The following is a 25734-nucleotide window of genomic DNA, read 5'->3' on the forward strand; positions in this document are numbered from 1 at the left end:
GAGCTCAGAGACCTTTGCTCTCTGTTAAGGATTACCAGCATGACCGAAGCGACAGGACTCATGGCCCACAACTGGGGCTTTGCCATTTTCCTCCTCGGTGTTGTCGGCCTCTGTGCCTTCATGCTCGGCGTCTCCAGCCTACTCGGGTCAAAAGCCTGGGGCCGCAGCAAAAACGAACCGTTCGAGTCCGGCATGCTGCCCACAGGTGGCGCCCGCTTGCGGCTCTCAGCCAAATTCTATCTGGTCGCGATGCTGTTCGTGATCTTCGATATCGAAGCCCTCTTTCTCTTTGCCTGGTCTGTGTCCGTCCGCGAAAGCGGCTGGACCGGATTCGTCGAAGCCCTCGTTTTCATAGCAATTCTGTTGGCAGGCCTTGTCTACCTATTTCGAGTGGGCGCCCTTGATTGGGCTCCGGAAGCTCGTCGCAAGCGGCAAGCGAAGCTGAAACAATGAGGCTTTGGCGATGCAATACAATCTCACCAGGATCGACCCGGATGCTCCTAACGAGCAGTACCCCATCGGCGAACGGGAAACCGTTTCCGATCCGTTAGAAGACCAAGTCCACAAAAACATCTACATGGGCAAGCTGGAAGACGTGCTGAGCGGCGCGGTCAACTGGGGGCGTAAAAACTCCCTGTGGCCGTACAACTTCGGTCTGTCCTGCTGCTACGTGGAAATGACCACCGCCTTCACGGCGCCCCACGACATCGCGCGCTTTGGCGCCGAAGTGATCCGGGCCTCGCCGCGTCAGGCGGATTTCATGGTTATCGCCGGAACCTGCTTTATCAAGATGGCGCCGATCATTCAGCGTCTCTACGAGCAAATGCTCGAGCCAAAGTGGGTTATCTCCATGGGTTCGTGCGCCAACTCCGGTGGCATGTACGACATCTATTCCGTTGTTCAGGGGGTGGACAAGTTCCTGCCCGTGGACGTCTACGTGCCTGGCTGCCCGCCCCGCCCTGAAGCATTTTTGCAAGGCTTGATGCTGTTGCAGGAATCGATTGGCAAGGAGCGTCGCCCACTTTCCTGGGTTGTCGGAGATCAAGGCGTTTACCGCGCCGAGATGCCGTCACAAAAGGAACAGCGCCGCGAACAGCGTATTCAGGTCACCAACCTGCGCAGCCCCGACGAAGTCTGATCCAGAGCCGCTTCTTTTATAGAACGAAAACCTGGCTTCATTCTTTACGTTGACCGAAAGCGATAAAAAACCATGACTACAGGCAGTGCTCTGTACATCCCGCCTTATAAGGCAGACGACCAGGATGTGGTCGTCGAACTCAATAACCGTTTTGGCCCTGACGCCTTCACCGCCCAGGCCACACGTACCGGTATGCCGGTGCTGTGGGTGGCGCGTGCCAGGCTCGTCGAAGTCCTGACCTTCCTGCGCAACCTGCCCAAGCCATACGTCATGCTCTATGACCTGCATGGCGTGGACGAGCGCCTGCGCACCAAGCGCCAGGGACTGCCGAGCGGCGCCGATTTCACCGTGTTCTACCACCTGATGTCGCTGGAACGTAACAGCGACGTGATGATCAAGGTCGCCCTGTCCGAGAGCGATCTGAGCGTGCCGACCGTGACCGGTATCTGGCCAAACGCCAACTGGTACGAGCGCGAAGTGTGGGACATGTTCGGCATCGACTTCCCAGGCCACCCGCACCTGTCGCGCATCATGATGCCGCCGACCTGGGAAGGTCACCCGCTGCGCAAGGACTTCCCTGCCCGCGCCACCGAATTCGATCCGTTCAGCCTGACGCTTGCCAAGCAGCAGCTTGAAGAAGAAGCCGCGCGCTTCCGTCCGGAAGACTGGGGCATGAAGCGTTCCGGCACCAACGAGGACTACATGTTCCTCAACCTGGGCCCGAACCACCCTTCAGCGCACGGTGCCTTCCGCATCATCCTGCAACTGGACGGCGAAGAAATCGTCGACTGCGTGCCAGACGTCGGTTACCACCACCGTGGTGCCGAGAAGATGGCCGAGCGCCAGTCCTGGCACAGCTTCATCCCGTACACCGACCGTATCGACTACCTCGGCGGCGTGATGAACAACCTGCCTTACGTGCTCTCGGTCGAGAAGCTGGCCGGCATCAAGGTACCGGACCGCGTCGATACCATCCGCATCATGATGGCCGAGTTCTTCCGGATCACCAGCCACCTGCTGTTCCTGGGTACCTATATCCAGGACGTCGGCGCCATGACCCCGGTGTTCTTCACCTTCACCGACCGTCAGCGCGCCTACAAGGTCATCGAAGCCGTCACCGGTTTCCGCCTGCACCCGGCCTGGTACCGCATCGGCGGTGTGGCCCATGACCTGCCCAATGGTTGGGAGCGTCTGGTCAAGGAATTCATCGACTGGATGCCCAAGCGTCTGGACGAGTACCAGAAAGCCGCCCTGGACAACAGCATCCTCAAGGGCCGCACCATCGGCGTCGCGGCCTACAACACCAAAGAGGCCCTGGAATGGGGCGTCACCGGTGCAGGCTTGCGTTCCACCGGTTGCGATTTCGACCTGCGTAAAGCGCGCCCGTACTCCGGCTACGAGAACTTCGAATTCGAAGTCCCGCTGGCGGCCAACGGCGATGCCTACGACCGTTGCATCGTGCGCGTCGAAGAAATGCGCCAGAGCCTGAAAATCATCGAGCAGTGCATGCGCAACATGCCGGCCGGCCCGTACAAGGCGGATCACCCGCTGACCACGCCGCCGCCGAAAGAGCGCACGCTGCAGCACATCGAAACCCTGATCACGCACTTCCTGCAAGTTTCGTGGGGCCCGGTCATGCCGGCCAACGAATCCTTCCAGATGATCGAAGCGACCAAGGGTATCAACAGTTATTACCTGACGAGCGATGGCGGCACCATGAGCTACCGCACCCGGATTCGTACTCCAAGCTTCCCGCACTTGCAGCAGATCCCTTCGGTGATCAAAGGCGAGATGGTCGCGGACTTGATTGCGTACCTGGGTAGTATCGATTTCGTTATGGCCGACGTGGACCGCTAAGCATGAATAACACGCTTATCCAGACAGACCGTTTCACCTTGAGTGAAACCGAGCGCTCGGCCATCGAGCACGAGCTCCATCACTATGAAGACCCGCGCGCGGCGTCGATCGAAGCCTTGAAGATCGTCCAGAAGGAACGTGGCTGGGTGCCGGACGGCGCCCTCTACGCCATCGGCGAGATCCTCGGCATCCCCGCCAGCGATGTTGAAGGCGTGGCCACGTTCTACAGCCAGATCTTCCGCCAGCCCGTGGGCCGCCACATCATTCGCGTTTGCGACAGCATGGTCTGCTACATCGGTGGTCACGAGTCGGTGGTCAGCGAGATCCAGAACAAGCTGGGCATCGGCCTCGGCCAAACCACCCCGGACGGCCGCTTCACGCTGCTGCCGGCGTGCTGCCTGGGCAACTGCGACAAGGCGCCGGCGTTGATGATCGACGACGACACATTCGGTGACGTGCAGCCTGCTGGCGTGACCCAATTGCTCGAGGGCTACCCATGACCCTGACTTCCTTCGGCCCGGCCAACCGCATCAAGCGGTCGCCCGAGACTCACCCGCTGACCTGGCGCCTGCGTGACGATGCCGAGCCTGTATGGCTCGAGGAGTACCAGGCCAAGAACGGTTACGCGGCTGCGCGCAAAGCGTTTGCCGACATGGCTCAGGACGATATCGTCCAGACCGTGAAGGACGCCGGCCTCAAGGGCCGCGGCGGTGCAGGCTTCCCCACTGGCGTGAAGTGGGGCCTGATGCCCAAAGACGAATCCATCAACATCCGCTACCTGCTGTGCAACGCGGATGAAATGGAGCCGAACACCTGGAAAGACCGCATGCTGATGGAGCAACTGCCCCATCTGCTGATCGAAGGCATGCTGATCAGCGCCCGCGCGCTGAAAACCTACCGTGGCTACATCTTCCTGCGTGGCGAATACACCACCGCCGCCAAGAACCTCAACCGTGCGGTGCAAGAAGCCAAGGCTGCAGGCCTGCTGGGCAAGAACATCCTCGGTTCGGGTTTCGACTTCGAACTGTTCGTACACACCGGCGCCGGGCGTTATATCTGCGGTGAAGAAACCGCACTGATCAACTCCCTCGAAGGCCGCCGCGCCAACCCGCGTTCCAAGCCGCCCTTCCCTGCCGCCGTTGGCGTGTGGGGCAAGCCGACTTGCGTGAACAACGTCGAAACCCTGTGCAACGTGCCGGCGATCATTGCCGACGGCGTGGACTGGTACAAATCGTTGGCCCGCGAAGGCAGTGAAGACATGGGCACCAAGCTCATGGGCTTCTCCGGCAAGGTCAAGAACCCTGGCCTGTGGGAACTGCCATTCGGCGTGACCGCGCGCGAGCTGTTCGAGGACTACGCCGGCGGCATGCGCGACGGCTACACCCTCAAGGCCTGGCAGCCGGGCGGCGCCGGCACCGGCTTCCTGCTCCCCGAGCACCTCGACGCACAGATGTATGCCGGCGGCATCGGCAAGGTCGGCACCCGGATGGGTACTGGCCTGGCGATGGCGGTGGACAACACCGTGAACATGGTCTCGCTGCTGCGCAACATGGAGCAGTTCTTTGCCCGTGAATCCTGCGGTTTCTGCACCCCGTGCCGCGACGGTCTGCCGTGGAGCGTCAAGCTGCTGATGGCCCTGGAAAAAGGCGAAGGCCGCGAGGGTGACATCGAAACCCTGCTGGGGCTGGTCGGTTTCCTCGGCCCAGGCAAGACCTTCTGTGCTCACGCACCGGGCGCCGTGGAGCCATTGGGCAGCGCAATCAAATATTTCCGCTCGGAGTTCGAAGCCGGCATCGCGCCTACCAGCGCCGCCGTCCCGCCTCTGGCGAGGCCGATCGTAGTCGGCGCGTAACGCTTAAACAGGCGAAGGGTCCGTGCCCCTCGCCTCGTCATGTGCTGACGCCGTCAAGGCTGTGTTGATGCACATGAATAACAAGATTCCATTAGCCACGCCCGCTGACAACGGGCCAACGAAGATCTTTGAACCATGGCCACTATCCACGTAGACGGCAAAGCGCTCGAAGTCGATGGGGCAGACAACCTGTTACAGGCGTGTCTGTCACTAGGCCTCGACATCCCTTATTTCTGCTGGCACCCCGCGCTTGGTAGCGTCGGTGCCTGTCGCCAGTGTGCGGTCAAGCAGTACACCGATGAAAACGACACCCGTGGTCGCATCGTCATGTCCTGCATGACCCCAGCCACCGACAACACCTGGATCTCCATCGACGATGAAGAATCCAAGGCGTTCCGCGCCAGTGTCGTCGAATGGCTGATGACCAACCACCCGCACGACTGCCCGGTCTGTGAGGAAGGCGGTCACTGCCACCTGCAAGACATGACGGTGATGACCGGCCACAACGAGCGCCGCTATCGCTTCACCAAGCGCACCCACCAGAACCAGGAACTGGGCCCGTTCATTTCCCACGAAATGAACCGCTGCATCGCCTGCTACCGCTGCGTGCGCTTCTATAAAGACTACGCCGGCGGCACCGACCTCGGCGTATTCGGCGCCCACGACAACGTGTACTTCGGTCGCGTTGAAGACGGCGTACTGGAAAGCGAGTTCTCCGGCAACCTCACCGAGGTCTGCCCAACCGGTGTGTTCACCGACAAGACTCACTCCGAACGCTACAACCGCAAGTGGGACATGCAGTTCGCACCGAGCATCTGCCATGGCTGCTCCAGCGGTTGCAACATCTCCCCGGGCGAGCGCTACGGCGAACTGCGTCGCATCGAAAACCGCTTCAACGGTTCGGTCAACCAGTACTTCCTGTGCGACCGTGGCCGTTTCGGCTATGGCTATGTCAACCGCGAAGACCGCCCACGTCAGCCACTGCTGGCCGGCGGCGCGAAGCTGAACACCGACGAAGCCCTGGATAAAGCCGCCGACCTGCTGCGCGGTCGCAACATCGTCGGCATCGGTTCGCCACGCGCCAGCCTCGAAAGCAACTACGCGTTGCGCGAACTGGTCGGCGCCGAGCACTTCTACTGCGGTATCGAAGCCGCTGAACTGGAGCGCATCCGCCTGGTCCTGCAAGTGCTGAACGACAGCCCGCTGCCCGTGCCGAACATGCGCGACATCGAAGACCACGATGCGATCTTCGTGCTCGGCGAAGACCTGACCCAGACCGCCGCGCGTATGGCTCTGTCGCTGCGCCAGTCGGTCAAAGGCAAGGCCGAAGCCATGGCCGACGCCATGCGCGTGCAGCCGTGGCTCGACGCCGCGGTGAAAAACATCGGCCAGCACGCGCTGAACCCGCTGTTTATCGCCAGCCTGGCCGAAACCAAGCTCGACGACATCGCCGAAGAATGCGTACACGCAGCGCCGGATGACCTGGCCCGCCTCGGTTTCGCCGTGGCCCATGCCCTTGACGCCAGCGCGCCTGCCGTTGAAGGCCTGGACGCTGAAGCCGTGGCACTCGCCCAGCGCATCGCCGACGCCCTGCTGGCGGCCAAGCGCCCACTGATCATCGCTGGCACCTCGCTGGGTTCCAAGGCGCTGATCGAAGCGGCGGCCAACATCGCCAAGGCCTTGAAGCTGCGCGAGAAGAACGGTTCCATCAGCCTGATCGTGCCGGAAGCCAACAGCCTCGGCCTGGCCATGCTCGGTGGCGAGTCCGTCGACAGCGCCCTGCAAGCCGTGATCGACGGCAAAGCCGACGCCCTTGTAGTGCTGGAAAACGACCTGTACACCCGCACGGATTCGGCCAAGGTCGACGCCGCGCTGAACGCCGCCAAAGTGCTGATCGTTGCCGATCACCAGAAGACCGCCACCAGCGAGCGTGCCGACCTGGTCTTGCCGGCCGCGACCTTCGCTGAAGGCGACGGCACCCTGGTCAGCCAGGAAGGCCGCGCCCAGCGCTTCTTCCAGGTGTTCGATCCGAAGTACATGGACGCCAGCATCCTGGTTCACGAAGGCTGGCGCTGGCTGCATGCCCTGCGTTCGACCCTGCTGAATCAACCGATCGACTGGACCCAGCTCGACCACGTCACCGCAGCCGTCGCGGCGAGCGCCCCGCAACTGGCGCGCATCGTTGACGCCGCACCGTCCGCCGCGTTCCGCATCAAGGGCATGAAACTCGCCCGTGAGCCGCTGCGTTACTCCGGTCGTACCGCCATGCGCGCTGACATCAGCGTGCATGAACCGCGTACTCCGCAAGACAACGACACCGCGTTCGCCTTCTCCATGGAAGGTTACTCGGGTTCGGTCGAGCCACGTCAGCAGGTGCCATTTGCCTGGTCGCCGGGCTGGAACTCGCCGCAGGCCTGGAACAAGTTCCAGGACGAAGTCGGTGGTCATATCCGCGCTGGCGACCCGGGCACCCGCCTGATCGAACCCCAGGGCGACGCGTTGAACTGGTTCGCCGCCGTACCGCGGCCGTTCAACCCGGCCCAGGGCACCTGGCAGGTTGTGCCGTTCTTCCACCTGTTCGGCAGCGACGAGACCTCGTCCAAAGCCGCACCGGTTCAAGAACGCATCCCGGCGGCCTACGTGTCCCTGGCCAAGTCCGAAGCCGACCGTCTCGGCGTCAACGATGGTGCCCTGCTCAGCCTGAACGTCGCTGGCAAGACCCTGCGTCTGCCGCTGCGCATCAACGACGAGTTGGGTGCCGGCCTGGTTGCACTGCCAAAAGGCATCGCTGGTATTCCACCGTCGATCTTTGGCCAAACCGTTGACGGTCTGCAGGAGGCAGCGCAATGACCTGGTTCACCCCTGAAGTCATCGATGTGATCATTGCGGTCGTCAAGGCCATCGTGATCCTGTTGGCCGTGGTCGTGGCGGGCGCTTTGCTCAGCTTCGTCGAACGTCGCCTGCTGGGCTGGTGGCAGGACCGTTACGGTCCGAACCGCGTTGGCCCGTTCGGCATGTTCCAGATCGCTGCCGACATGCTGAAAATGTTCTTCAAGGAAGACTGGACGCCACCGTTTGCCGACAAGGTGATCTTCACCCTGGCACCGGTCGTGGCCATGAGCGCCTTGCTGATCGCCTTCTCGATCATCCCGATCACCCCGACCTGGGGCGTGGCGGACCTGAACATCGGCTTGCTGTTCTTCTTCGCCATGGCCGGCTTGTCGGTCTACGCGGTACTGTTCGCCGGTTGGGCCAGTAACAACAAGTTCGCCCTGCTGGGCAGCTTGCGGGCCTCGGCCCAGACCGTGTCCTACGAAGTGTTCATGGGCCTCGCGCTGATGGGCATCGTGGTGCAGGTCGGCTCGTTCAACATGCGCGACATCGTCGAGTACCAGGCGCAGAACCTGTGGTTCATCATTCCGCAGTTCTTTGGCTTCTGTACGTTCTTCATCGCTGGCGTCGCCGTGACTCACCGTCACCCGTTCGACCAGCCGGAAGCGGAACAGGAACTGGCCGACGGTTACCACATTGAATATGCCGGCATGAAGTGGGGCATGTTCTTCGTCGGTGAGTACATCGGCATCATCTTGATCTCGGCCCTGCTGGTCACGCTGTTCTTCGGCGGCTGGCACGGTCCGTTCGGCATCCTGCCACAGCTGGCGATCTTCTGGTTCTTACTGAAGACCGCGTTCTTCATCATGCTGTTTATCCTGCTGCGCGCTTCCATTCCGCGTCCACGGTATGACCAGGTGATGGATTTCAGCTGGCGCTTCTGTCTGCCGCTGACCCTGATCAATTTGCTGGTGACTGCTGCCGTTGTGTTGTTGAACACGCCAGCGGGCGCGGTTCAGTGAGGATTTGACCCATGTTCAAATATATTGGCGACATCGTTAAGGGTACCGGTACCCAGTTGCGAAGCCTGGTGATGGTGTTCGGTCACGGCTTTCGCAAACGCGACACCCTGCAATACCCGGAAGAAGCGGTGTACCTGCCGCCGCGCTATCGCGGCCGCATCGTACTGACCCGCGACCCCGATGGCGAAGAGCGTTGCGTAGCCTGCAACCTGTGCGCCGTGGCATGCCCGGTGGGTTGCATCTCCCTGCAGAAAGCTGAAACCGAAGACGGTCGCTGGTACCCGGACTTCTTCCGCATCAACTTCTCGCGCTGCATTTTCTGCGGCCTCTGCGAGGAAGCTTGCCCGACCACCGCGATCCAGCTCACACCGGATTTCGAGATGGCCGAGTTCAAACGTCAGGACCTGGTGTACGAGAAAGAAGATCTGCTGATCTCTGGTCCCGGTAAAAACCCTGATTACAACTTCTATCGTGTTGCAGGTATGGCCGTTGCCGGTAAGCCGAAAGGCGCCGCACAAAACGAAGCCGAGCCGATCAACGTGAAGAGCTTGCTGCCTTAAGGAAGAAAGATGGAATTCGCTTTCTATTTCGCATCGGGTATTGCAGTGGTGTCCACGCTTCGCGTGGTCACTAACACCAACCCCGTGCACGCCCTGCTCTACCTGATCATTTCGCTGATCGCCGTGGCCATGACCTTTTTCAGCCTCGGCGCACCGTTCGCCGGTGTACTGGAAGTGATCGCCTACGCTGGCGCCATCATGGTGCTGTTCGTGTTTGTGGTGATGATGCTCAACCTAGGGCCGGCCTCGGTCGCCCAGGAACGCGTCTGGCTCAAGCCCGGCATCTGGCTCGGCCCGGTGATCCTCGCCGCGCTGCTGCTGGCTGAACTGCTGTATGTCCTGTTCGCTCACCAGAGCGGCCAGGCCATCGGCCACACCACCGTTGACGCGAAGGCCGTGGGCGTCAGCCTGTTCGGCCCGTACCTGCTGGTGGTCGAACTGGCTTCGATGCTGCTGCTCGCCGCGGCCATCACCGCCTTCCACTTGGGCCGTAACGAAGCCAAGGAGCAATGACGATGCCTGCTATCCCTTTGGAGCATGGTCTGGCGGTCGCCGGCATCCTGTTCTGCCTTGGCCTGGTCGGCCTGATGGTTCGCCGTAACATTTTGTTCGTGTTGATGAGCCTGGAAGTCATGATGAACGCTGCGGCACTGGCGTTCATCGTGGCAGGTAGCCGTTGGGGCCAGCCGGATGGACAAGTCATGTTCATCCTGGTGATCAGCCTGGCAGCCGCCGAGGCCAGTATTGGCCTGGCGATCCTGCTGCAACTGTATCGTCGCTTCCACACGCTTGATATCGACGCTGCCAGTGAGATGCGCGGATGAACATGATCTTTCTGACTTTCGTATTTCCCCTGATCGGTTTCCTGCTGCTGTCGTTCTCTCGCGGACGCTGGTCGGAAAACCTCTCGGCCCTGATCGGCGTGGGCTCCATCGGCCTGTCGGCGATTGTCACCGCCTACGTCATCTGGCAATTCAACGTTGCGCCGCCGGAAGGCGGTCACTACACCCTGGTGTTGTGGCAGTGGGTGTCGGTGGAAGGCTTCAAGCCTAACTTCGCCCTCTACATCGACGGCCTGTCGATCACCATGCTTGGCGTGGTGGTGGGTGTAGGCTTCCTGATCCACCTGTTCGCGTCCTGGTACATGCGCGGTGAAGCCGGTTACTCGCGCTTCTTCGCGTACACCAACCTGTTTATCGCCAGCATGCTGTTCCTGGTGCTGGGCGATAACCTGTTGTTCCTGTACTTCGGCTGGGAAGGCGTGGGCCTGTGCTCGTACCTGTTGATCGGTTTCTACTACAGCAACCGCAACAACGGTAACGCAGCACTCAAAGCCTTTATCGTCACCCGGATCGGCGACGTGTTCATGGCCATCGGCCTGTTCATCCTGTTCCAACAGGTGGGCACGCTGAACATCCAGGAACTGCTGGTGCTGGCACCGCAGAAATTCCAGGTCGGCGACTTCTGGATCACCCTGGCGACCCTGATGCTGCTGGGCGGCGCTGTCGGTAAATCCGCGCAACTGCCACTGCAAACCTGGCTGGCGGATGCGATGGCTGGCCCGACGCCTGTTTCGGCACTGATCCACGCCGCAACGATGGTGACCGCCGGTGTCTACCTGATCGCCCGTACCCACGGCCTGTTCACCCTGGCGCCGGACGTCCTGCACCTGGTGGGCCTGGTCGGCGGCGTGACCCTGGTACTGGCCGGCTTCGCCGCGCTGGTGCAGACCGACATCAAGCGTATCCTCGCCTACTCGACCATGAGCCAGATCGGCTACATGTTCCTGGCCCTGGGCGTCGGTGCCTGGGACTCGGCGATCTTCCACCTGATGACCCACGCCTTCTTCAAGGCCCTGCTGTTCCTCGCCTCCGGTGCGGTGATCGTTGCCTGCCACCACGAGCAGAACATCTTCAAGATGGGCGGTCTGTGGAAGAAATTGCCACTGGCCTACGCCAGCTTCATCGTCGGTGGCGCCGCACTCTCTGCGCTGCCATTGGTGACCGCCGGTTTCTACTCGAAAGACGAAATCCTCTGGGAAGCCTTTGCCAGCGGTAACCAGAACCTGCTCTACGCAGGCCTGGTGGGTGCGTTCATGACCTCGCTGTACACCTTCCGCCTGATCTTCATCACCTTCCACGGTGAAGCCAAGACCGAAGCACACGCAGGCCACGGCATCTCCCATTGGCTGCCGCTGTCGGTGCTGATCATCCTGTCGACCTTCATCGGCGCCTTGATCACTCCGCCACTGGCCGGTGTACTGCCGGAAAGCGTCGGCCATGCCGGCGGCGATGCCAAGCACAGCCTGGAGCTCGCTTCAGGCGCCATCGCGGTGGCCGGTATCCTGCTCGCAGCCCTGCTGTTCCTCGGCAAGCGTCGTTTCGTCACCGCCGTCGCCAACAGTGGCATTGGTCGCTTCCTGTCGGCCTGGTGGTTCGCCGCCTGGGGCTTCGATTGGATCTACGACAAACTGTTCGTCAAGCCTTACCTTGCGATCAGCTTTGTGCTGCGCAAAGACCCGCTCGACCAGACCATCGGTTTGATCCCGCGCGCCGCCAAGGCTGGCCACACCGCCCTGAGCCGCAGCGAGACTGGCCAATTGCGTTGGTATGCAGCTTCCATGGCGGCGGGTGCCGTTCTGGTGATCGGCGCCATCGTTGTGGTAGCGGTCTGACCATGTCTAAGTACATTGCGAACTTTGCGAACTTGCGAAAGGAAACGAGCCCGTCATGATTCTGCCCTGGCTAATCCTGATCCCCTTTATCGGCGGCCTGCTCTGCTGGATGGGTGAACGCTTCGGCGCCACCCTCCCCCGCTGGATTGCGTTGCTGACCATGTCCCTGGAACTCGCTCTCGGCCTCTGGCTGTGGGCCCATGGCGACTATTCATTTGCTCCGGCGCCTGGCGCCGATCCGACCTGGGCGCTTGAGTTCAAGCACGTCTGGATCCAGCGCTTCGGCATCAACGTACACCTGGCCCTCGACGGCCTGTCGTTGCTGATGATCCTGCTGACCGGCCTGCTGGGTGTCCTCTCGGTACTCTGCTCCTGGAAAGAGATTCAGCGTCACGTGGGCTTCTTCCACCTGAACCTGATGTGGATCCTGGGCGGCGTGGTCGGCGTGTTCCTCGCCCTCGACCTGTTCATGTTCTTCTTCTTCTGGGAAATGATGCTGGTGCCGATGTACTTCCTCATCGCGCTCTGGGGTCATAGTTCTTCGGACGGCAAGAAAACCCGGATCTACGCGGCGACCAAGTTCTTCATCTTCACCCAGGCTTCCGGCCTGATCATGTTGGTGGCGATCCTGGGTCTGGTATTGGTCAACTTCAACAGCACGGGCGTGATTACCTTCAACTACGCCGACCTGTTGAAAACCAAGATGTCCCTGACCACCGAGTACATCCTGATGCTGGGCTTCTTCATCGCCTTCGCGGTGAAGCTGCCGGTGGTGCCGTTCCACTCCTGGCTGCCGGATGCTCACGCCCAGGCGCCGACCGCCGGTTCCGTGGACCTGGCCGGTATCCTCTTGAAGACGGCGGCCTACGGCCTGCTGCGTTTTGCGCTGCCATTGTTCCCGAATGCCTCGGCCGAGTTCGCGCCGATCGCCATGACCCTGGGTCTGATCGGGATCTTCTACGGTGCATTCCTGGCCTTCGCGCAAACCGACATCAAGCGTCTGATTGCCTTCTCGTCCGTTTCCCACATGGGTTTCGTACTGATCGGCATCTACTCCGGCAGCCAACTGGCCTTGCAAGGCGCCGTGATCCAGATGTTGGCCCACGGTATTTCGGCCGCCGCGCTGTTTATCCTCAGTGGCCAGTTGTACGAGCGCCTGCACACCCGTGACATGCGTGAGATGGGTGGCGTGTGGTCGCGCATCGCCTACCTGCCGGCGATCAGCCTGTTCTTTGCCGCCGCGTCCCTGGGCTTGCCGGGCACCGGCAACTTCATCGGCGAGTTCCTGATCCTGATGGGTACCTTCGTACAAACGCCGTGGATCAGCGCCATCGCCACTTCCGGCCTGGTATTCGGTTCGGTTTACTCGCTGATCATGATCCACCGTGCGTACTTCGGTCCGGCCAAATCCGACACCGTCCTGCACGGGATGGATGCTCGCGAACTGATCATGGTGCTCGGTCTGGCGGTCCTGCTGATCTACATCGGCGTGTACCCACAACCGTTCCTGGACACTTCTGCCGCAACGATGCATGGCGTGCAGCAGTGGTTCGGCACCGCCTTCTCTCAACTCGCTTCGGCCCGGTAAGAGCGCTATGGAATTCACGATCCAACACTTTATCGCGCTTGCGCCGCTGCTGATCACCAGCCTCACCATTGTGGTGGTGATGCTGGCGATCGCCTGGCGTCGCAATCACGCGCAAACCTTCCTGCTGTCCTGCGCGGGTTTGAACCTGGCCTTGCTGTCGATCATCCCGGCACTCAAGGTCGCCCCCCTGGCGGTGACCCCGCTGATGATGATCGATGACTTCGCGCTGCTGTATATCGCGTTGATCCTCGTCGCCACCCTGGCCTGCGTCACCCTCGCCCACGCCTACCTCGGCGAAGGCGGCACCGGCTACCCGGGCAACCGCGAAGAGCTGTACCTGCTGATCCTGCTGGCTGCGGCCGGCGGTATCGTGCTGGTCAGCGCGCAGCACCTGGCCGGCTTGTTCATCGGCCTGGAACTGCTGTCGATCCCGACCTACGGCCTGGTGGCCTACGCCTTCTTCAACAAGCGTTCCCTGGAAGCCGGCATCAAGTACATGGTGCTGTCGGCCGCCGGCTCCGCGTTCCTGTTGTTTGGTATGGCCCTGCTCTACGCCGAAGCCGGCAGCCTGAGCTTCACCGGTATCGGCCACGCCCTGGCGGCCACCAGCATGCCTGCGCCGATCGCCCAACTGGGCCTGGCGATGATGCTGATCGGCCTGGCCTTCAAACTGTCGCTGGTGCCCTTCCACCTGTGGACGCCGGACGTGTACGAAGGCGCTCCGGCGCCGGTGGCTGCGTTCCTGGCCACGGCGACGAAAGTGGCGGTGTTTGCGGTGGTGGTGCGTCTGTTCCAGATCTCCCCGGCGGCCAACACCGGCGTGTTGAGCGACGTACTGAGCGTGATCGCCGTTGCGTCGATCCTGTTCGGTAACCTGCTGGCGCTGACCCAGAACAACCTCAAGCGTCTGCTGGGTTACTCGTCCATCGCCCACTTCGGCTACCTGCTGATCGCCCTGGTGGCGAGCAAAGGTCTGGCCCTGGAAGCAATCGGCGTGTACCTGGCCACCTACGTGATCACCAGCCTCGGCGCCTTCGGTGTCATCACCCTGATGTCCTCGCCTTACAAAGGCCGTGACGCCGACGCCCTGTACGAGTATCGAGGCCTGTTCTGGCGCCGTCCGTACCTGACCGCCGTGTTGACCCTGATGATGCTGTCCCTGGCCGGTATCCCGCTCACTGCGGGCTTTATCGGCAAGTTCTACATCATCGCGACCGGCGTTGAAGCGCATCAATGGTGGCTGGTTGCCTCGCTCATCCTGGGTAGCGCCATCGGCGTGTTCTACTACCTGCGCGTGATGGTGACCCTGTTCCTGATCGAGCCAAACCTGCGCCGTGTGGATGCTGAGCTGCACTGGGAACAGAAAGCCGGCGGCGTGATGCTGCTGGCCATCGCCCTGCTCGCCTTCTTCCTCGGCGTGTACCCGCAACCGTTGCTCACGCTGGTGCAGCACGCGGTGCTGGGCGTTTGATCGCTTAGCGGTATGTGGTAAACAAAAACGGCACCTTCGGGTGCCGTTTTTGCATTTCTGGGGCAGAGAACGCGCGCGCTCAATGGCTCTAAAGATCGGCCAACACTAAACCATCGAGCGTTTCGCGAAGTCGCTGATGCACCGGCAGACGAAGGCCAAAGGTGCCGCGCAGCAAATCAAGCAGTTCATCGGCACTCGCTATCGCACGTTTTTCGCTGGGACCGTCCAGGGAGTGCATCGCGTAGTGGCCGTTGTTCAAGGTATGACGCTTACCCGGCGCTAACAGCGCGACTTTCAACTGACCGAGAAACGGCGAACCCGCATGCGTGGAGACGTACCAGTTGCCGATTTCATAGTCGATGTCTGCCTGCACCAGCAGGTCGAACACATATAAGCCACGCCACTCCCCACCGACCTGGGCCCACAAGGTGTAGCTGCCTTGCTTGCAGGTCAGGCGATAGGGTTCGTGGGCGGTGGCCTGGATCGCTTCGCAGTCCAGGCGCAACGGGCTGCTCGGCACCATGCCGCCAAAGCCGACGTCGCTGATATAGCGCACACCGTCCACCGTCACCAGGCTCAGGCGATGGGTACGCGCGGTGTGTGCGTCCGGCGGCCCGCCCATCACAACCCGTCCGGTGATACCGCGTGCGTCGAAGCCCAGTTCCTGCAGCAGTTCCAGGAACAGTTGATTCAGCTCATAGCAATACCCACCACGGCCATCGAGCAACACTTTTTGCTCGACACTGGGCAGGTCGATCGGCACTGGCAAGTGCAACAGGGTCGACAGACTTTCAAAGGCGAACGTACACACATGCCGCAATTGCAGGTCTTGCAAGGTTTGCAGGGTCGGCGGCGGTGGTGCATCGTAGCCCAGGCGTTGCAGGTACAGATGGCTATGGGTCAGGCGGGACATGACGCGATCCTTGGGCGCGTGGCGAAGGCCTCACTATGACGCCCGGCGCAGTAATTTGTCATTTTGAATGAACCTTTTTGAACGCTTTCCTATCCATCTATAACAAGACAGGGAGGCAACATGATTACCGCAAAAATCTACACCATTACCTACCAACTGCACGGTCAACCGAAGTCCTTCGTAGTGCGTGCAGAAGTGATGAATAACGCCGAGGCCTGGCACTGGGCAGCGGTTGATGCCGATATTGCACACGTCAGCCGCATTGGTCGGGTCGGCCATGAACAAGTGAAAAAAACCACCCGGCCCTGGGCCGAGAAGTACGGCATCACCGACGTCAACTGGGTACCGCCCAAATAAACAAACGCCCCGTTCAACGACGGTTTTTTTTCGACAGCATTTGGTTGCTCACGCTCTTTCGGGGCATTGCGTGTGCGATCCGGGCCGGGGCTACTTGTAATCGATCATAGAGAACGCCCCACAAGCCTTCGCTCAACGCGTTTACCGCACACCCCGTCGCCAAGCATGAGAAGATGCCGCCCTGCTCTATCCCCTACAAACGCCAAGGAGATTTCCCCCGGATGTTCGAGCTCAAACCCTGCGACCCCATCACCTACCGCCAGCAGACCCGCCGCAGTACGTTAATCGTGGCTGTGTTGTTCGTGGCCCTGGCGATGCTGTTGTCGAGCCTGGCGGTGATGCTGTTCGGCGAAGCTGGCGGCGACAACTTTCGCTACAACGTGGGTGGCGTGTTTGCCGGGGTGTTGATCACCCTCGCCCTGGTGCGTGGCCCGTTCTGGACCCAGCCATGGCTGGCGCCGGCGGTGTATGGCTGGCAGCTCAAGCGCAGCCTGATGCGCGTGACCAACGTGATGCACAAGGTCACCGACCGCGTGCAGGCCAATGACCCGATGGCGCTCAAGGTCCTGCGTTTCTATCACCTGGGGCTGACGCAAATGCATGAGCTGGACGCCAACTCCAGCGCCCAGGCGCAGTTGGTCGGCGAGATCGAGGCACATAAGGCGAAGATGCAAGCGTTGGGGCTCGATACCGAGCAAACCCGTTTCAATCCGTCCTGGCTGGTCAGTTTCAAAGGCGCTTAAGTTAACACCCCGATGCGCTGCGCATCCGGCCAGAACAGCGCCGCCTGCCCACACGGCAGGCCGGCGGCATCGAGCAACGTCCACACCACACCGGCATGGATCATGAACGGCTGCTGATGCGCATCCACCCGCCAGCCGCTGTAGCCGTGGGCGATACCATTGGCGCTGACGTGCTCCAGCAACACCTGGCGCGCGGCGCGGTCGAGTTCCGAAGCACTGAAGCGTGACGGCATGCCGATGAAGGTCTCGCGCGGGTATTTGAAGCACTGCACGGCGCACGCATTGACGTAGGTAAACCGCGGGTCCGCCGCGCCGTCGTGGGCCAGCAGGCTGTAGGGCGCATCGGCGTGCAGCCAGCTCAGGCGTTGCTGTGCGTCCAGATGCTCGGGGGCCGGCAAGCCCTGGCCGGTCCAGTGTCGGTAGGCGTCATCCAGCACGCGCACGAAGTCTTCTTGTCGGGTCACACACTGCCTCTCATTGTCAGTTGGAACACTTTGCCCGCCAGCAGAACACGGCGCTCACGGCTATCGCTGCGCCCGCCAGGCCAAACACCCAAGGGGCCGCAGCTACCGGCAGCAACAACCCCGCCAGCAGCGGCCCGAGGCCGGCGCCGATATCGCGCCACACCGCATTGGAGGCCAATGCCGACACGCGCATCGAACCGGGGTTGCGCTCGGCCACCAAAGTCGTCACCAGGGGCAATTGCAACGCCCGCAACACCAGCACCGCGGCCGCGCCGACGATCACCCAATAACTGCCGAAAGCAGCCAGGGCCAACGCGCTCAGGAATGAAAACAGCAACAGCATCGACGTCGCACCGAAGCGTTGCGCCGCGCGACCGCCCAACGGGCTCAGGAGCATTTCCGAGACATAACGCAAGGCCATCAAGCCACCGGCGATCAACACCGCGTCGCCACCGAGGAGCTTCTGTGCCTGGATCGACAGCCCAAAGATAAACAGCCCATCCAGCGCCACACCTTCGATAAACGACCACAGCGCCACACTGTCGGGCCACTTGAAACGGCGCCCCGGACTGCTGTGCAAATCATGGCCGACAGTAGGCAACCCCCGCGCCATCCACAAGCCCAGCAGGCAGCAGCCGGCGAGAATCAGAAAGATCGGACGCGGCCCGGCCGATAAGGTCAGCCAGCCCCCGAGTGGCAATGCAAGCATCGGCCCGAGGGCGATCAATGCCCGCGAGCGCCCTGCCCGGCGTGCGGCGCCCGTCGGCTCGGCGGTCGCCAGTACTTGGGTCGACAGATTCAACGCGGCAAAACACAAGCCCCAGACCAGCCGCAAGCCCAACAATGCAGCGAAGCCCGACAGCAGCGAGTTACCCAGGGCGCACAGCATCGCGGCACCGGCGGCGATCATGCAGGTCAGACGATCGCCGTGGCGGGCATAGAAATTAAGCACATGCCGGTAACCGAAAATCCGCACCAGTCGGTTGGCCGCCAGCAGCACCCCGGCCTGGGCCAACGTGATGCCGAACGCCTGGGATTCCATGGGCAGCAGCAGATAAAGCAACACGTCACTGGGCAGGCATAAAGCCAAGGTCAGCGCGGCGCGGCGGGAGGTGATGTCGGCAGTGCGTTGGGCCTGGCTTGACATAAATCTGAAACATCCCGAAATATTCAGGTCGCCACCGTAGCCTCCTCGAATAGCTTTTTACAACGCTCGATTAAACCTTTTTGTCATACGGCAACAACCGCAGGCCGCTGGCCACACAGCCCACCAACGCAAACGCACAGCCCAACCACAACGCGTAGTGCGGGCCGCTGCCCAGGGACCAGTGAAAACACAAAGCCACCAGCGACGCTCCCAGCGTCTGCCCCAACAACCGCGAGATCGCCACAATGCCACTGGCCCCACCACTGCGCGCCAAGGGTGCGCTGGTCATCAACGCCTTGAGGTTGGGTGACTGGAAGAACCCGAAACCGGCCCCGCACAAGGCCATGCGCCAGCCGATCTCGAACGCCGATGCGTCATTGTGCAACGTCGCCAGGGCCGCCATGCCCACGCTCAGCATCAACAGGCCGATCCCGCACAACAGGCCCAGGGACACGCGGTCTGCCAGGCGCCCGGCGACCAACGCCATCACCGCCACGACCGCGGGCCAGGGCGTCATCAGAAAACCGGTTTCCACCTGGCTGTGCCCAAGCACCGCCTGCAGCAGAAACGGCAGCGACACAAAGGCCAGGCCCTGGGCGCTGAAGGCGCAGATCGCCGTGAGCGAAGACAGCGCAAACACCGGGCGCCTGAACAAGTCCACTGCCAGCATCGGCGCCGGGTGCCCGGCCTGACGGCGCAGTAGCAACGCGCCGCACACCAGCGCCAGCGCGATCAGGCCCAGGGTCAATGCGCCTTGGGCGCCATGCACCGCCGTCCCCAGGCCAAGCACCAGCAAGGCGAACAGCCCGGCACACAACAGCGCGGCGAGGCGATCGAAGGCATGCCCGGCCACGGGAATGACCGGCAATGAGCGCAGGCCCAACATCAACGCCAGCAACCCCAGCGGCACGTTGATCAGGTACAGCCAGTGCCAGCTCGCCACCGACAGAATCGCCGACGCAGCCGTCGGCCCGAGCGTAAACGCCAGCCCGACCACCAGCGAGTTATAGCCCAGGCCGCGCCCGAGCATGCGCGACGGGTAGATATGCCGCAGCAACGCCGTGTTGACGCTCATGATCGCCGCCGCACCGAGCCCCTGCACCACCCGCGCCGCCGTGAGCGCCACCAGCGACCCGGCGATCCCGCAAAACAGCGACGAAACAATAAACAGCAGCAAACCACCGAGGTACACCCGACGGTGCCCAAGCACATCGCTCAGCGAAGCGAAGGGCAGCACCGTGGCAATGATCGCCAACTGGTAGGCATTGACCACCCAGATCACCGAAGCGGAGTCGGTGCCAATGCCGTCGGCCAGGGTCGGCAGCGCCGTGTTGACGATGGCCGTGTCCAGGGTCGCCATGCCGATGCCCAGGGAAATGGCGATCACCGCCGGCAGGCGCTTATTCAAGGGTAACCCATCGACAGCAGAAGACATGAGCGACACTCAGGTGAAAAAGGGCTCTAGATTAAGGGCTGCAGTGATTTTTTTTCAGAGACCAATGCGCTAACTGTCAAAAATTTCATGTTGAATGCACCGCCACGCGCTTACACACAGAAACCTCCTACTGCTTTTACGGAGCATCCTTTGCACCCTTGGCGCTCTTTCTCTAACGTCCTACGCCGAGGCCCTTGTCAATGTGCAACACTCGCAAGCCCGCTGATACCCCGTTTAACCATGGCCGACGAAATTTCCTGCGTCTGACCTCCGTTGGCGCAAGCGCGCTCCTGCTGGCTGGCGCGCTGCCCCCAACCACGGCACACGCCGCACCGGCACCAGCACCGAAACCGGCCAACACACTCAACCCAGAGCAGGCCCTGACACGTTTGATCGAGGGCAACCAGCGGTATACCGAAGGGATTACCAAGCGCCATGATTTCATGAGCGAGCGCGAGGCCTTGGTGGGCGGGCAGAATCCGTTCGCCGCCGTACTGAGCTGCGCCGATTCGAGAATTGCCCCCGAATACGCCTTCGACACCGGCCGCGGCGATCTCTTCGCCGTGCGGGTGGCGGGTAATTTCGTGACCGATGACGGCCTCGCCAGCCTCGAATATGCCGTGGCCGTACTGGGAACACCGTTGATCATGGTATTGGGGCACGACAGCTGCGGCGCCGTTGCGGCTGGGGTCAAGGCGGTCAAAGACAACGCCAGGTTTCCCGGAAAGATCCAACACCTGGCCAACGTATTCAAGCCGGCAGTGAACAAAGTACTGAACGCGCCCGGTGATGTGCTCGAAAACGCCATCGCGCAAAATGTCATCGACACCGTGGCAAGGCTCAAGGCGGAATCGAGCCTGCTGGCCGACGCCCTGACCACGGGAAAACTGAATATCGTCGGCGGTGTCTACAGGCTGCACAGCGGCAAGGTCGAGGTAATCGGCTAGGCGTTCGCGCCATTGGCCCATCTTGGCCGAGCGTCAGTAACGCCCGAGCTTGAAAAGGGCGTTACCTCCGGATGCGACTGAGGTCCAGGCGCCCATCCTTGAGCGGCGGGCACCAGTAATAGCCGCCGGTCAGCGGTGTGCTGATGCGGTACAGGCCGTCGACGATGCCGTCTTCCAACCCGCTCATGCGGCGCAGTTGCGCTTCAAACGCATCGAAGGAATGCCCGAACGCGAGGAACATCAAGCCAGCCTGGCCGTTTTCTGCCCAGGGCATCGAGCGGCGCACCACGAACGCTTCCGGGGTGAAGCTTTCCTGGGCAGTGCGTTTGGTGTGGGCGGACTCGGGCGCGTCTTCCAGTTCTTCGTTGTCGCCATGGCGGCGACCGATGATGTGGTCGCGTTCCTGGGCAGGCAACGCGGCGAAACCATCGAGGTCGTGCTGCCATTGCTGGATCGCGGCGAAGCTGGCGCCGCTGTCGGTCAGCGCGGCTTCGACGGCGGCCTCGTCGTGGGGGTTTTCGGTGCCGTCTTCGTAGTCGGTCAGGTCAAAACCGCTCTTGTAGCGGAAGCCTTCGGTCGACTGCACCAGGCGGAACGCCGGGGCCAGGGTTTTCTCCAACGCGCGGCTGCGCAAGAGCAATTCGCCGCGATCCACGCCGTGCAGCCACACCCACAATGCCTGCTGGGTGGAGGGGTTGTGCGCGCCCGGCCCGCTGATGGCCGGGAATGCGCGCAGCCCTTCGATCCGCGCGCCCAGTGCGTTGACCAGCGGCTCACCCAGACCGACCACTGCGGCCGAATCCGCCCACTGCGCCAGTGCGTCCAACGCAGCAGGTACAGCGGCCAGGGAGTCCACGGCAAAAAACAGATGACGTGCCTGCAAAGGCACCGGTGCGGCAAGAATGCCCGGCTGGTACTGGCTCATGTGAACTCCTTCAAGAAAGCCTCGCAGTTTACCCGCCATGCGCCGCCGTGCGTACAAGAAAGCGCGCAAGCCTTGCCACAGAAGCCGTTGTTGGGTGACTCTCTAGTCATGTTTTGCAACTATTCCAGGGGTAGCAACATGACCACCGATAACCTGCTCGCCCAACTGTTTCCCACCCGTGCCGCCGATATTCCCGAGCAATTTCGCCTGGCTGCGCCCATTGAACAGCGTGATTACCTGGTCGACGGCCAGTTGCGGGTATGGAACGGCCCCTTGGCCCAGGTCCTCAGCCCGGTGCAACTGGGGGACGAACGCGTGAACATCGGCAGCACCCCGCTGCTGGATGCCGACACCGCCCTCAGCGCCCTCGACGCCGCCGTGCGCGCCTATGACCGCGGCCAGGGGGAATGGCCGACAATGCGCGTGGTCGACCGCATCCGGCACGTCGAAGCGTTTTTGCGGCGCATGCGCGAACAGCGTGATGTGGTGGTCAAGTTGTTGATGTGGGAAATCGGCAAGAACCTCAAGGACTCGCAGAAAGAGTTCGACCGCACCTGCGACTACATCACCGACACCATCAATGCCCTCAAGGAACTCGACCGCCGCAGCAGCCGCTTCGAGCTGGAACAGGACACGCTCGGTCAGATCCGCCGCGTGCCGATGGGCGTGGCGCTGTGCATGGGGCCTTATAACTACCCGTTGAACGAGACGTTTACCACGCTGATCCCGGCGCTGATCATGGGCAACACCGTGGTATTCAAGCCGGCCAAGCTCGGCGTGCTATTGATCCGCCCACTGCTGGAAGCGTTCCGCGACAGCTTCCCGGCCGGGGTGATCAACGTGATCTATGGCAGCGGCCGCGAAACCGTCAGCGCGCTGATGGCCAGCGGCAAGATCGATATCTTCGCGTTCATCGGCACCAACAAGGCCGCCAGCGACCTGAAAAAACTGCACCCACGCCCGCACCGCCTGCGTGCTGCCCTGGGCCTGGACGCGAAGAACCCGGGCATCGTGCTGCCCCAGGTCGACCTGGACAATGCCGTCAGCGAAGCCGTCACCGGCTCACTGTCGTTCAACGGCCAGCGCTGCACCGCGTTGAAAATCCTGTTTGTGCATGAAGACGTGGTCGACAGCTTCATCCAGAAATTCAACGCCAAGTTGGCGACATTGAAGCCCGGCATGCCGTGGGAAGACGGCGTGGCACTGACGCCGCTGCCGGACGCAGGCAAGATCGATTACCTCAACGCGCTGGTCGCCGATGCGGCCCAACACGGCGCCCGCGTGGTGAATGCCAATGGCGGCGTCAGTCGCGGTACCTTTTTCTACCCGGCGGTGCTGTACCCGGTAAACCCGCAGATGCGCGTGTACCACGAGGAACAGTTCGGCCCGGTGGTGCCGATCGTGCCCTACCGTGACCTGGAGACAGTGATCGATTACGTACTGGACTCGGATTTCGGCCAGCAACTGAGCCTGTTCGGCACCGACCCGGCCGAAATCGGACGGTTGGTGGACACCTTTGCCAACCAGGTCGGCCGTATCAATATCAACGCCCAGTGCCAGCGTGGCCCGGACACGTTCCCCTTCAACGGCCGCAAGAACTCGGCCGAAGGCACGCTGTCGGTACATGACGCCTTGCGCGTGTTCTCGATCCGCACCCTGGTGGCGACCAAGTTCCAGGACAACAACAAGGCACTGCTCAGCGAGATCCTGCGCAACCGCGACTCGAACTTCTTGACCACTGACTACATTTTCTAGAGGACTGCTTGCCGTTGATTAACCTGCATTTGCCTGTGTTTGCGCGGCGCTTGCTGCGCCCGCTGCTCGACCCTTACCGCCGCTATCGCCATGCCAAGCTGATCCACGCCGTGCGCGTGTCCATCGGTTTGCTGGCGACGATCCTGCTGACCACCGGCATCAACCTGCCCCACGGCGAGTGGGCGTCGGTGACCATGCTGGTGGTGATCGGCGGCCTGCAGCACCACGGCAATATCGGCAAGAAGGCCATGGAGCGCGCCTACGGTACGCTGATCGGCGCCAGCGTCGGTTTGCTGCTGGTGGTGCAGGAGGCGTATGTGGGGCAGCCGCTGCTGACGTACTTGTTGATGTCGGTGGTGTGCGGGTTCTTCTCCTATCACGCCATCGGCAAGGGCGGGTACACCGCGTTGTTGTCGGCAATCACCGTGTTTATCGTCGCCGGGCATGGCGACAATCCGCTGTCAGACGGGTTGTGGCGCACGGTCGATATCCTGATCGGTATTGCCTTGGCCCTGGCGTTTTCCTTCGCCCTGCCGCTGTATGCCGTGTACTCCTGGCGCTACAACCTGGCCAGCGCCTTGCGCGACTGCGCCGCGATTTATAGCCGCATCATCAGCGGCCAATCGGTCACCGACGACGCACACCTCAAACTGCTCAGCCGCGTGAATACGGCGATGCTGCAACTGCGTTCGTTGATGCCCTCGGTGTCCAAGGAGGTGCGGATCTCCATGACCGAACTGGACACGATCCAACGGCATTTGCGCATGTGCATCAGCACCCTGGAGATTCTGGGCAACACCCGGCCGGACCCTCGCGACGAACAGGCAATGGCGCGGATGCAGGTGATGTTGAAAGCCGAGCACCGGCAGATTCGGGTGCAATTGGTCGGAATGGCGCGAGCGCTGAGGTCCGGCGTGACACCACGGTTGGAGCGGCCGAGCCAGGCTGTTGCCAACGAGCCGACATTGGATGCGCCGGTCTACAGTGCATTGGATGGGTATCGGTTGTTGACCGTGCAATTGGCGGCGAATGTGGATGAGATGCGCCAGCGGTTGGCCAAAAGTGCTGGCCATTGGAAGATCTGATCCTTAGGTTTTTTAGCGCGTTTACCCGCGCCAACACTTTCACACTTTCTCTTACATATTTTTCACGATTTATTCACATGGCGAGCCGTAGGGTGAAGCCTCATCCGTTACAAACGTTGCACATCAAGCCCGCCGCCCCAGCGGGCTTTTTTTTGCCCCGGATTCGGGCTAGCGCGCCGCCTTGCCGGCGGGCGCTGTCGCTTGCTCGCGAATCGCGCGCTGGGTATCGAGCACCTTGGCCAACGCCACTTCCGCCTCGGGGCTTTGCTGCGGCACACGAATCGCCGCCGAGACCAGCGTAATCAACTTGGCCATCACTTCGGCATCCGTGGCCGGGCGGCCCAGGCTCATGGAGTTCATCAACAGGCGCAGTTCGGTACCGGCCATCACACCGGAAATCGCCTTCAGGGCAAACTGCAGGCGTACCCCCAGTTCATTGCGCGGCAAGTCCGGCAAGGCCAGGGCGAAGGCTTCGAAGAAGCGCTGAAACACCGGCTGGTAATGCACCTTGAGGTATTCCTGGATAAACGGCGACGTATCGCTGTAGACCCGCCCGAGGAAACGAATGAATGAACGCCCTTCCCCGCTCGCCGGGTCGCTGCGCTCCAGGCCCATGGCCGGAGCGAACAGCACGCCGAGCAGCGTGTCGCAATCGAGGGGGCCGTCGGATTCGGCTTCGCAGCGTGCCAGCAGTTCCAGGCGCTGCTCGTTGAGCGGCTCCAGGCGCTGCATCAGCAGGGTTTTCATCAGGGAATCCTTGTCCCCGAAGTGATAGTTCACGGCGGCCAGGTTCACCTGGGCACGCTCGGTAATCTGCCGTAACAAAACGGCGTCATAACCATATTTGATGAAGAGAGCCTCTGTCGCATCCAGCAATCGAGTCTTGGTAATGTTTGGAGAGCTGACTTTCTTCACGACCATAAAAGTTCCAAGCGGGAAATATTGTTTTAAAAATAAATTTGATTTTTT

General features: G+C 61.6%; 24 protein-coding genes. 18 read left to right on the forward strand and 6 right to left on the reverse strand.

Annotated elements, in window-relative coordinates:
- The first annotated feature begins 39 nt into the window (after positions 1–39).
- The 13 genes from U5A08_RS17590 (at position 40) to nuoN (ending at position 14994) form a co-directional block, all read left to right on the forward strand.
- A complete protein-coding gene (locus tag U5A08_RS17590) occupies positions 40–453 on the forward strand; it encodes an NADH-quinone oxidoreductase subunit A (RefSeq protein ID WP_003219575.1) in 414 nt (137 codons plus the stop codon).
- Between the two features lie 10 nt (positions 454–463).
- Complete coding sequence (locus tag U5A08_RS17595) at positions 464–1138, forward strand: NuoB/complex I 20 kDa subunit family protein (protein WP_003219572.1); 675 nt, start codon at positions 464–466, stop codon at positions 1136–1138.
- 72 nt (positions 1139–1210) lie between these two features.
- A complete protein-coding gene (nuoC, locus tag U5A08_RS17600; protein ID WP_253396773.1) occupies positions 1211–2995 on the forward strand; it encodes an NADH-quinone oxidoreductase subunit C/D in 1785 nt (594 codons plus the stop codon).
- Positions 2996–2997: 2 nt separating this feature from the next.
- On the forward strand, positions 2998–3495 hold the full coding sequence (gene nuoE / locus U5A08_RS17605) for an NADH-quinone oxidoreductase subunit NuoE (RefSeq protein ID WP_321847712.1): 498 nt from the start codon (positions 2998–3000) through the stop codon (positions 3493–3495).
- Complete coding sequence (nuoF, locus tag U5A08_RS17610; RefSeq protein WP_247397094.1) at positions 3492–4847, forward strand: NADH-quinone oxidoreductase subunit NuoF; 1356 nt, start codon at positions 3492–3494, stop codon at positions 4845–4847. The genes nuoE and nuoF overlap by 4 nt, the downstream gene beginning before the upstream one ends.
- A 135-nt stretch (positions 4848–4982) precedes the next feature.
- Positions 4983–7697, forward strand: coding sequence for an NADH-quinone oxidoreductase subunit NuoG (gene nuoG / locus U5A08_RS17615; RefSeq protein WP_017848061.1), 2715 nt, complete (start codon positions 4983–4985; stop codon positions 7695–7697).
- Positions 7694–8701 (forward strand): NADH-quinone oxidoreductase subunit NuoH, encoded by a 1008-nt coding sequence (nuoH, locus tag U5A08_RS17620; protein ID WP_017848062.1) that lies wholly within the window; start codon positions 7694–7696, stop codon positions 8699–8701. The genes nuoG and nuoH overlap by 4 nt, the downstream gene beginning before the upstream one ends.
- A gap of 11 nt (positions 8702–8712) precedes the next feature.
- Positions 8713–9261 carry an NADH-quinone oxidoreductase subunit NuoI gene (nuoI, locus tag U5A08_RS17625; RefSeq protein WP_003174725.1) on the forward strand — a complete coding sequence of 183 codons (549 nt, stop codon included), beginning with the start codon at positions 8713–8715 and terminating at the stop codon, positions 9259–9261.
- 9 nt (positions 9262–9270) lie between these two features.
- Positions 9271–9774, forward strand: a complete 504-nt coding sequence (gene nuoJ / locus U5A08_RS17630) for an NADH-quinone oxidoreductase subunit J (protein WP_247396832.1) — start codon at positions 9271–9273, stop codon at positions 9772–9774.
- A 2-nt stretch (positions 9775–9776) separates the two neighbouring features.
- Positions 9777–10085, forward strand: a complete 309-nt coding sequence (gene nuoK / locus U5A08_RS17635; RefSeq protein WP_026140165.1) for an NADH-quinone oxidoreductase subunit NuoK — start codon at positions 9777–9779, stop codon at positions 10083–10085.
- A complete protein-coding gene (gene nuoL / locus U5A08_RS17640; protein ID WP_253396777.1) occupies positions 10082–11935 on the forward strand; it encodes an NADH-quinone oxidoreductase subunit L in 1854 nt (617 codons plus the stop codon). The genes nuoK and nuoL overlap by 4 nt, the downstream gene beginning before the upstream one ends.
- A 55-nt stretch (positions 11936–11990) precedes the next feature.
- Complete coding sequence (gene nuoM, locus U5A08_RS17645; protein WP_247396842.1) at positions 11991–13523, forward strand: NADH-quinone oxidoreductase subunit M; 1533 nt, start codon at positions 11991–11993, stop codon at positions 13521–13523.
- 7 nt (positions 13524–13530) lie between these two features.
- The gene (gene nuoN / locus U5A08_RS17650; RefSeq protein ID WP_253396779.1) at positions 13531–14994 is read left to right on the forward strand and encodes an NADH-quinone oxidoreductase subunit NuoN; all 1464 of its coding nucleotides are present in this window, start codon (positions 13531–13533) and stop codon (positions 14992–14994) included.
- 88 nt (positions 14995–15082) lie between these two features.
- Here nuoN and U5A08_RS17655 read toward each other — a convergent pair whose 3' ends face one another.
- On the reverse strand, positions 15083–15907 hold the full coding sequence (locus U5A08_RS17655; RefSeq protein WP_253396781.1) for an arylamine N-acetyltransferase family protein: 825 nt from the start codon (positions 15905–15907) through the stop codon (positions 15083–15085).
- A 120-nt stretch (positions 15908–16027) separates the two neighbouring features.
- Between U5A08_RS17655 and U5A08_RS17660 the strand changes: the two genes are divergently transcribed.
- The gene (locus U5A08_RS17660) at positions 16028–16264 is read left to right on the forward strand and encodes a DUF6555 family protein (protein ID WP_321847718.1); all 237 of its coding nucleotides are present in this window, start codon (positions 16028–16030) and stop codon (positions 16262–16264) included.
- Positions 16265–16485: 221 nt separating this feature from the next.
- Positions 16486–17007: a DUF3087 domain-containing protein gene (locus U5A08_RS17665; protein WP_321847719.1), complete on the forward strand. Its 522-nt coding sequence runs from the start codon at positions 16486–16488 to the stop codon at positions 17005–17007.
- Here the strand turns inward: U5A08_RS17665 and U5A08_RS17670 are convergent.
- The 3 genes from U5A08_RS17670 to U5A08_RS17680 all read right to left on the reverse strand — a co-directional run bounded on the left by U5A08_RS17670 (position 17004) and on the right by U5A08_RS17680 (position 20053).
- A complete protein-coding gene (locus tag U5A08_RS17670) occupies positions 17004–17444 on the reverse strand; it encodes an MEKHLA domain-containing protein (RefSeq protein ID WP_373423812.1) in 441 nt (146 codons plus the stop codon). The genes U5A08_RS17665 and U5A08_RS17670 overlap by 4 nt on opposite strands.
- A 43-nt stretch (positions 17445–17487) precedes the next feature.
- On the reverse strand, positions 17488–18618 hold the full coding sequence (locus U5A08_RS17675; RefSeq protein WP_321847720.1) for an MFS transporter: 1131 nt from the start codon (positions 18616–18618) through the stop codon (positions 17488–17490).
- A 70-nt stretch (positions 18619–18688) separates the two neighbouring features.
- On the reverse strand, positions 18689–20053 hold the full coding sequence (locus tag U5A08_RS17680) for an MFS transporter (protein ID WP_253396793.1): 1365 nt from the start codon (positions 20051–20053) through the stop codon (positions 18689–18691).
- A gap of 200 nt (positions 20054–20253) precedes the next feature.
- On the opposite strand from U5A08_RS17680, the gene U5A08_RS17685 reads away from it, so the two are divergent.
- A complete protein-coding gene (locus U5A08_RS17685) occupies positions 20254–21000 on the forward strand; it encodes a carbonic anhydrase (RefSeq protein WP_253396795.1) in 747 nt (248 codons plus the stop codon).
- Between the two features lie 61 nt (positions 21001–21061).
- On the opposite strand, the gene U5A08_RS17690 is transcribed toward U5A08_RS17685, so the two are convergent.
- Positions 21062–21925: a Dyp-type peroxidase gene (locus tag U5A08_RS17690; RefSeq protein ID WP_321847723.1), complete on the reverse strand. Its 864-nt coding sequence runs from the start codon at positions 21923–21925 to the stop codon at positions 21062–21064.
- Positions 21926–22063: 138 nt separating this feature from the next.
- Between U5A08_RS17690 and U5A08_RS17695 the strand changes: the two genes are divergently transcribed.
- The gene (locus U5A08_RS17695; protein WP_321847725.1) at positions 22064–23680 is read left to right on the forward strand and encodes an NADP-dependent glyceraldehyde-3-phosphate dehydrogenase; all 1617 of its coding nucleotides are present in this window, start codon (positions 22064–22066) and stop codon (positions 23678–23680) included.
- A gap of 23 nt (positions 23681–23703) precedes the next feature.
- Positions 23704–24765, forward strand: coding sequence for an FUSC family protein (locus tag U5A08_RS17700; RefSeq protein ID WP_321852247.1), 1062 nt, complete (start codon positions 23704–23706; stop codon positions 24763–24765).
- Positions 24766–24933: 168 nt separating this feature from the next.
- Here U5A08_RS17700 and U5A08_RS17705 read toward each other — a convergent pair whose 3' ends face one another.
- The gene (locus U5A08_RS17705) at positions 24934–25686 is read right to left on the reverse strand and encodes a TetR/AcrR family transcriptional regulator (RefSeq protein ID WP_253396800.1); all 753 of its coding nucleotides are present in this window, start codon (positions 25684–25686) and stop codon (positions 24934–24936) included.
- Positions 25687–25734: the final 48 nt, after the last annotated feature.

The organism is Pseudomonas paraveronii (genome assembly GCF_963681955.1).
Classification (GTDB): Bacteria; Pseudomonadota; Gammaproteobacteria; order Pseudomonadales; family Pseudomonadaceae; genus Aquipseudomonas; species Aquipseudomonas paraveronii.

Coding starts and splice junctions, on each gene's coding strand:
- U5A08_RS17695 (WP_321847725.1), top strand. CDS start 22,064: ATGACCACCGATAACCTGCTCGCCCAACTGTTTCCCACCCGTGCCGCC.
- nuoJ (WP_247396832.1), top strand. CDS start 9,271: ATGGAATTCGCTTTCTATTTCGCATCGGGTATTGCAGTGGTGTCCACG.
- U5A08_RS17705 (WP_253396800.1), bottom strand. CDS start 25,686: ATGGTCGTGAAGAAAGTCAGCTCTCCAAACATTACCAAGACTCGATTG.
- U5A08_RS17690 (WP_321847723.1), bottom strand. CDS start 21,925: ATGAGCCAGTACCAGCCGGGCATTCTTGCCGCACCGGTGCCTTTGCAG.
- nuoG (WP_017848061.1), top strand. CDS start 4,983: ATGGCCACTATCCACGTAGACGGCAAAGCGCTCGAAGTCGATGGGGCA.
- U5A08_RS17660 (WP_321847718.1), top strand. CDS start 16,028: ATGATTACCGCAAAAATCTACACCATTACCTACCAACTGCACGGTCAA.
- nuoL (WP_253396777.1), top strand. CDS start 10,082: ATGAACATGATCTTTCTGACTTTCGTATTTCCCCTGATCGGTTTCCTG.
- U5A08_RS17675 (WP_321847720.1), bottom strand. CDS start 18,618: ATGTCAAGCCAGGCCCAACGCACTGCCGACATCACCTCCCGCCGCGCC.
- nuoN (WP_253396779.1), top strand. CDS start 13,531: ATGGAATTCACGATCCAACACTTTATCGCGCTTGCGCCGCTGCTGATC.
- nuoK (WP_026140165.1), top strand. CDS start 9,777: ATGCCTGCTATCCCTTTGGAGCATGGTCTGGCGGTCGCCGGCATCCTG.
- nuoM (WP_247396842.1), top strand. CDS start 11,991: ATGATTCTGCCCTGGCTAATCCTGATCCCCTTTATCGGCGGCCTGCTC.
- U5A08_RS17665 (WP_321847719.1), top strand. CDS start 16,486: ATGTTCGAGCTCAAACCCTGCGACCCCATCACCTACCGCCAGCAGACC.
- nuoC (WP_253396773.1), top strand. CDS start 1,211: ATGACTACAGGCAGTGCTCTGTACATCCCGCCTTATAAGGCAGACGAC.
- U5A08_RS17680 (WP_253396793.1), bottom strand. CDS start 20,053: ATGTCTTCTGCTGTCGATGGGTTACCCTTGAATAAGCGCCTGCCGGCG.
- nuoF (WP_247397094.1), top strand. CDS start 3,492: ATGACCCTGACTTCCTTCGGCCCGGCCAACCGCATCAAGCGGTCGCCC.
- U5A08_RS17685 (WP_253396795.1), top strand. CDS start 20,254: ATGTGCAACACTCGCAAGCCCGCTGATACCCCGTTTAACCATGGCCGA.
- nuoI (WP_003174725.1), top strand. CDS start 8,713: ATGTTCAAATATATTGGCGACATCGTTAAGGGTACCGGTACCCAGTTG.
- nuoH (WP_017848062.1), top strand. CDS start 7,694: ATGACCTGGTTCACCCCTGAAGTCATCGATGTGATCATTGCGGTCGTC.
- U5A08_RS17590 (WP_003219575.1), top strand. CDS start 40: ATGACCGAAGCGACAGGACTCATGGCCCACAACTGGGGCTTTGCCATT.
- nuoE (WP_321847712.1), top strand. CDS start 2,998: ATGAATAACACGCTTATCCAGACAGACCGTTTCACCTTGAGTGAAACC.
- U5A08_RS17595 (WP_003219572.1), top strand. CDS start 464: ATGCAATACAATCTCACCAGGATCGACCCGGATGCTCCTAACGAGCAG.
- U5A08_RS17655 (WP_253396781.1), bottom strand. CDS start 15,907: ATGTCCCGCCTGACCCATAGCCATCTGTACCTGCAACGCCTGGGCTAC.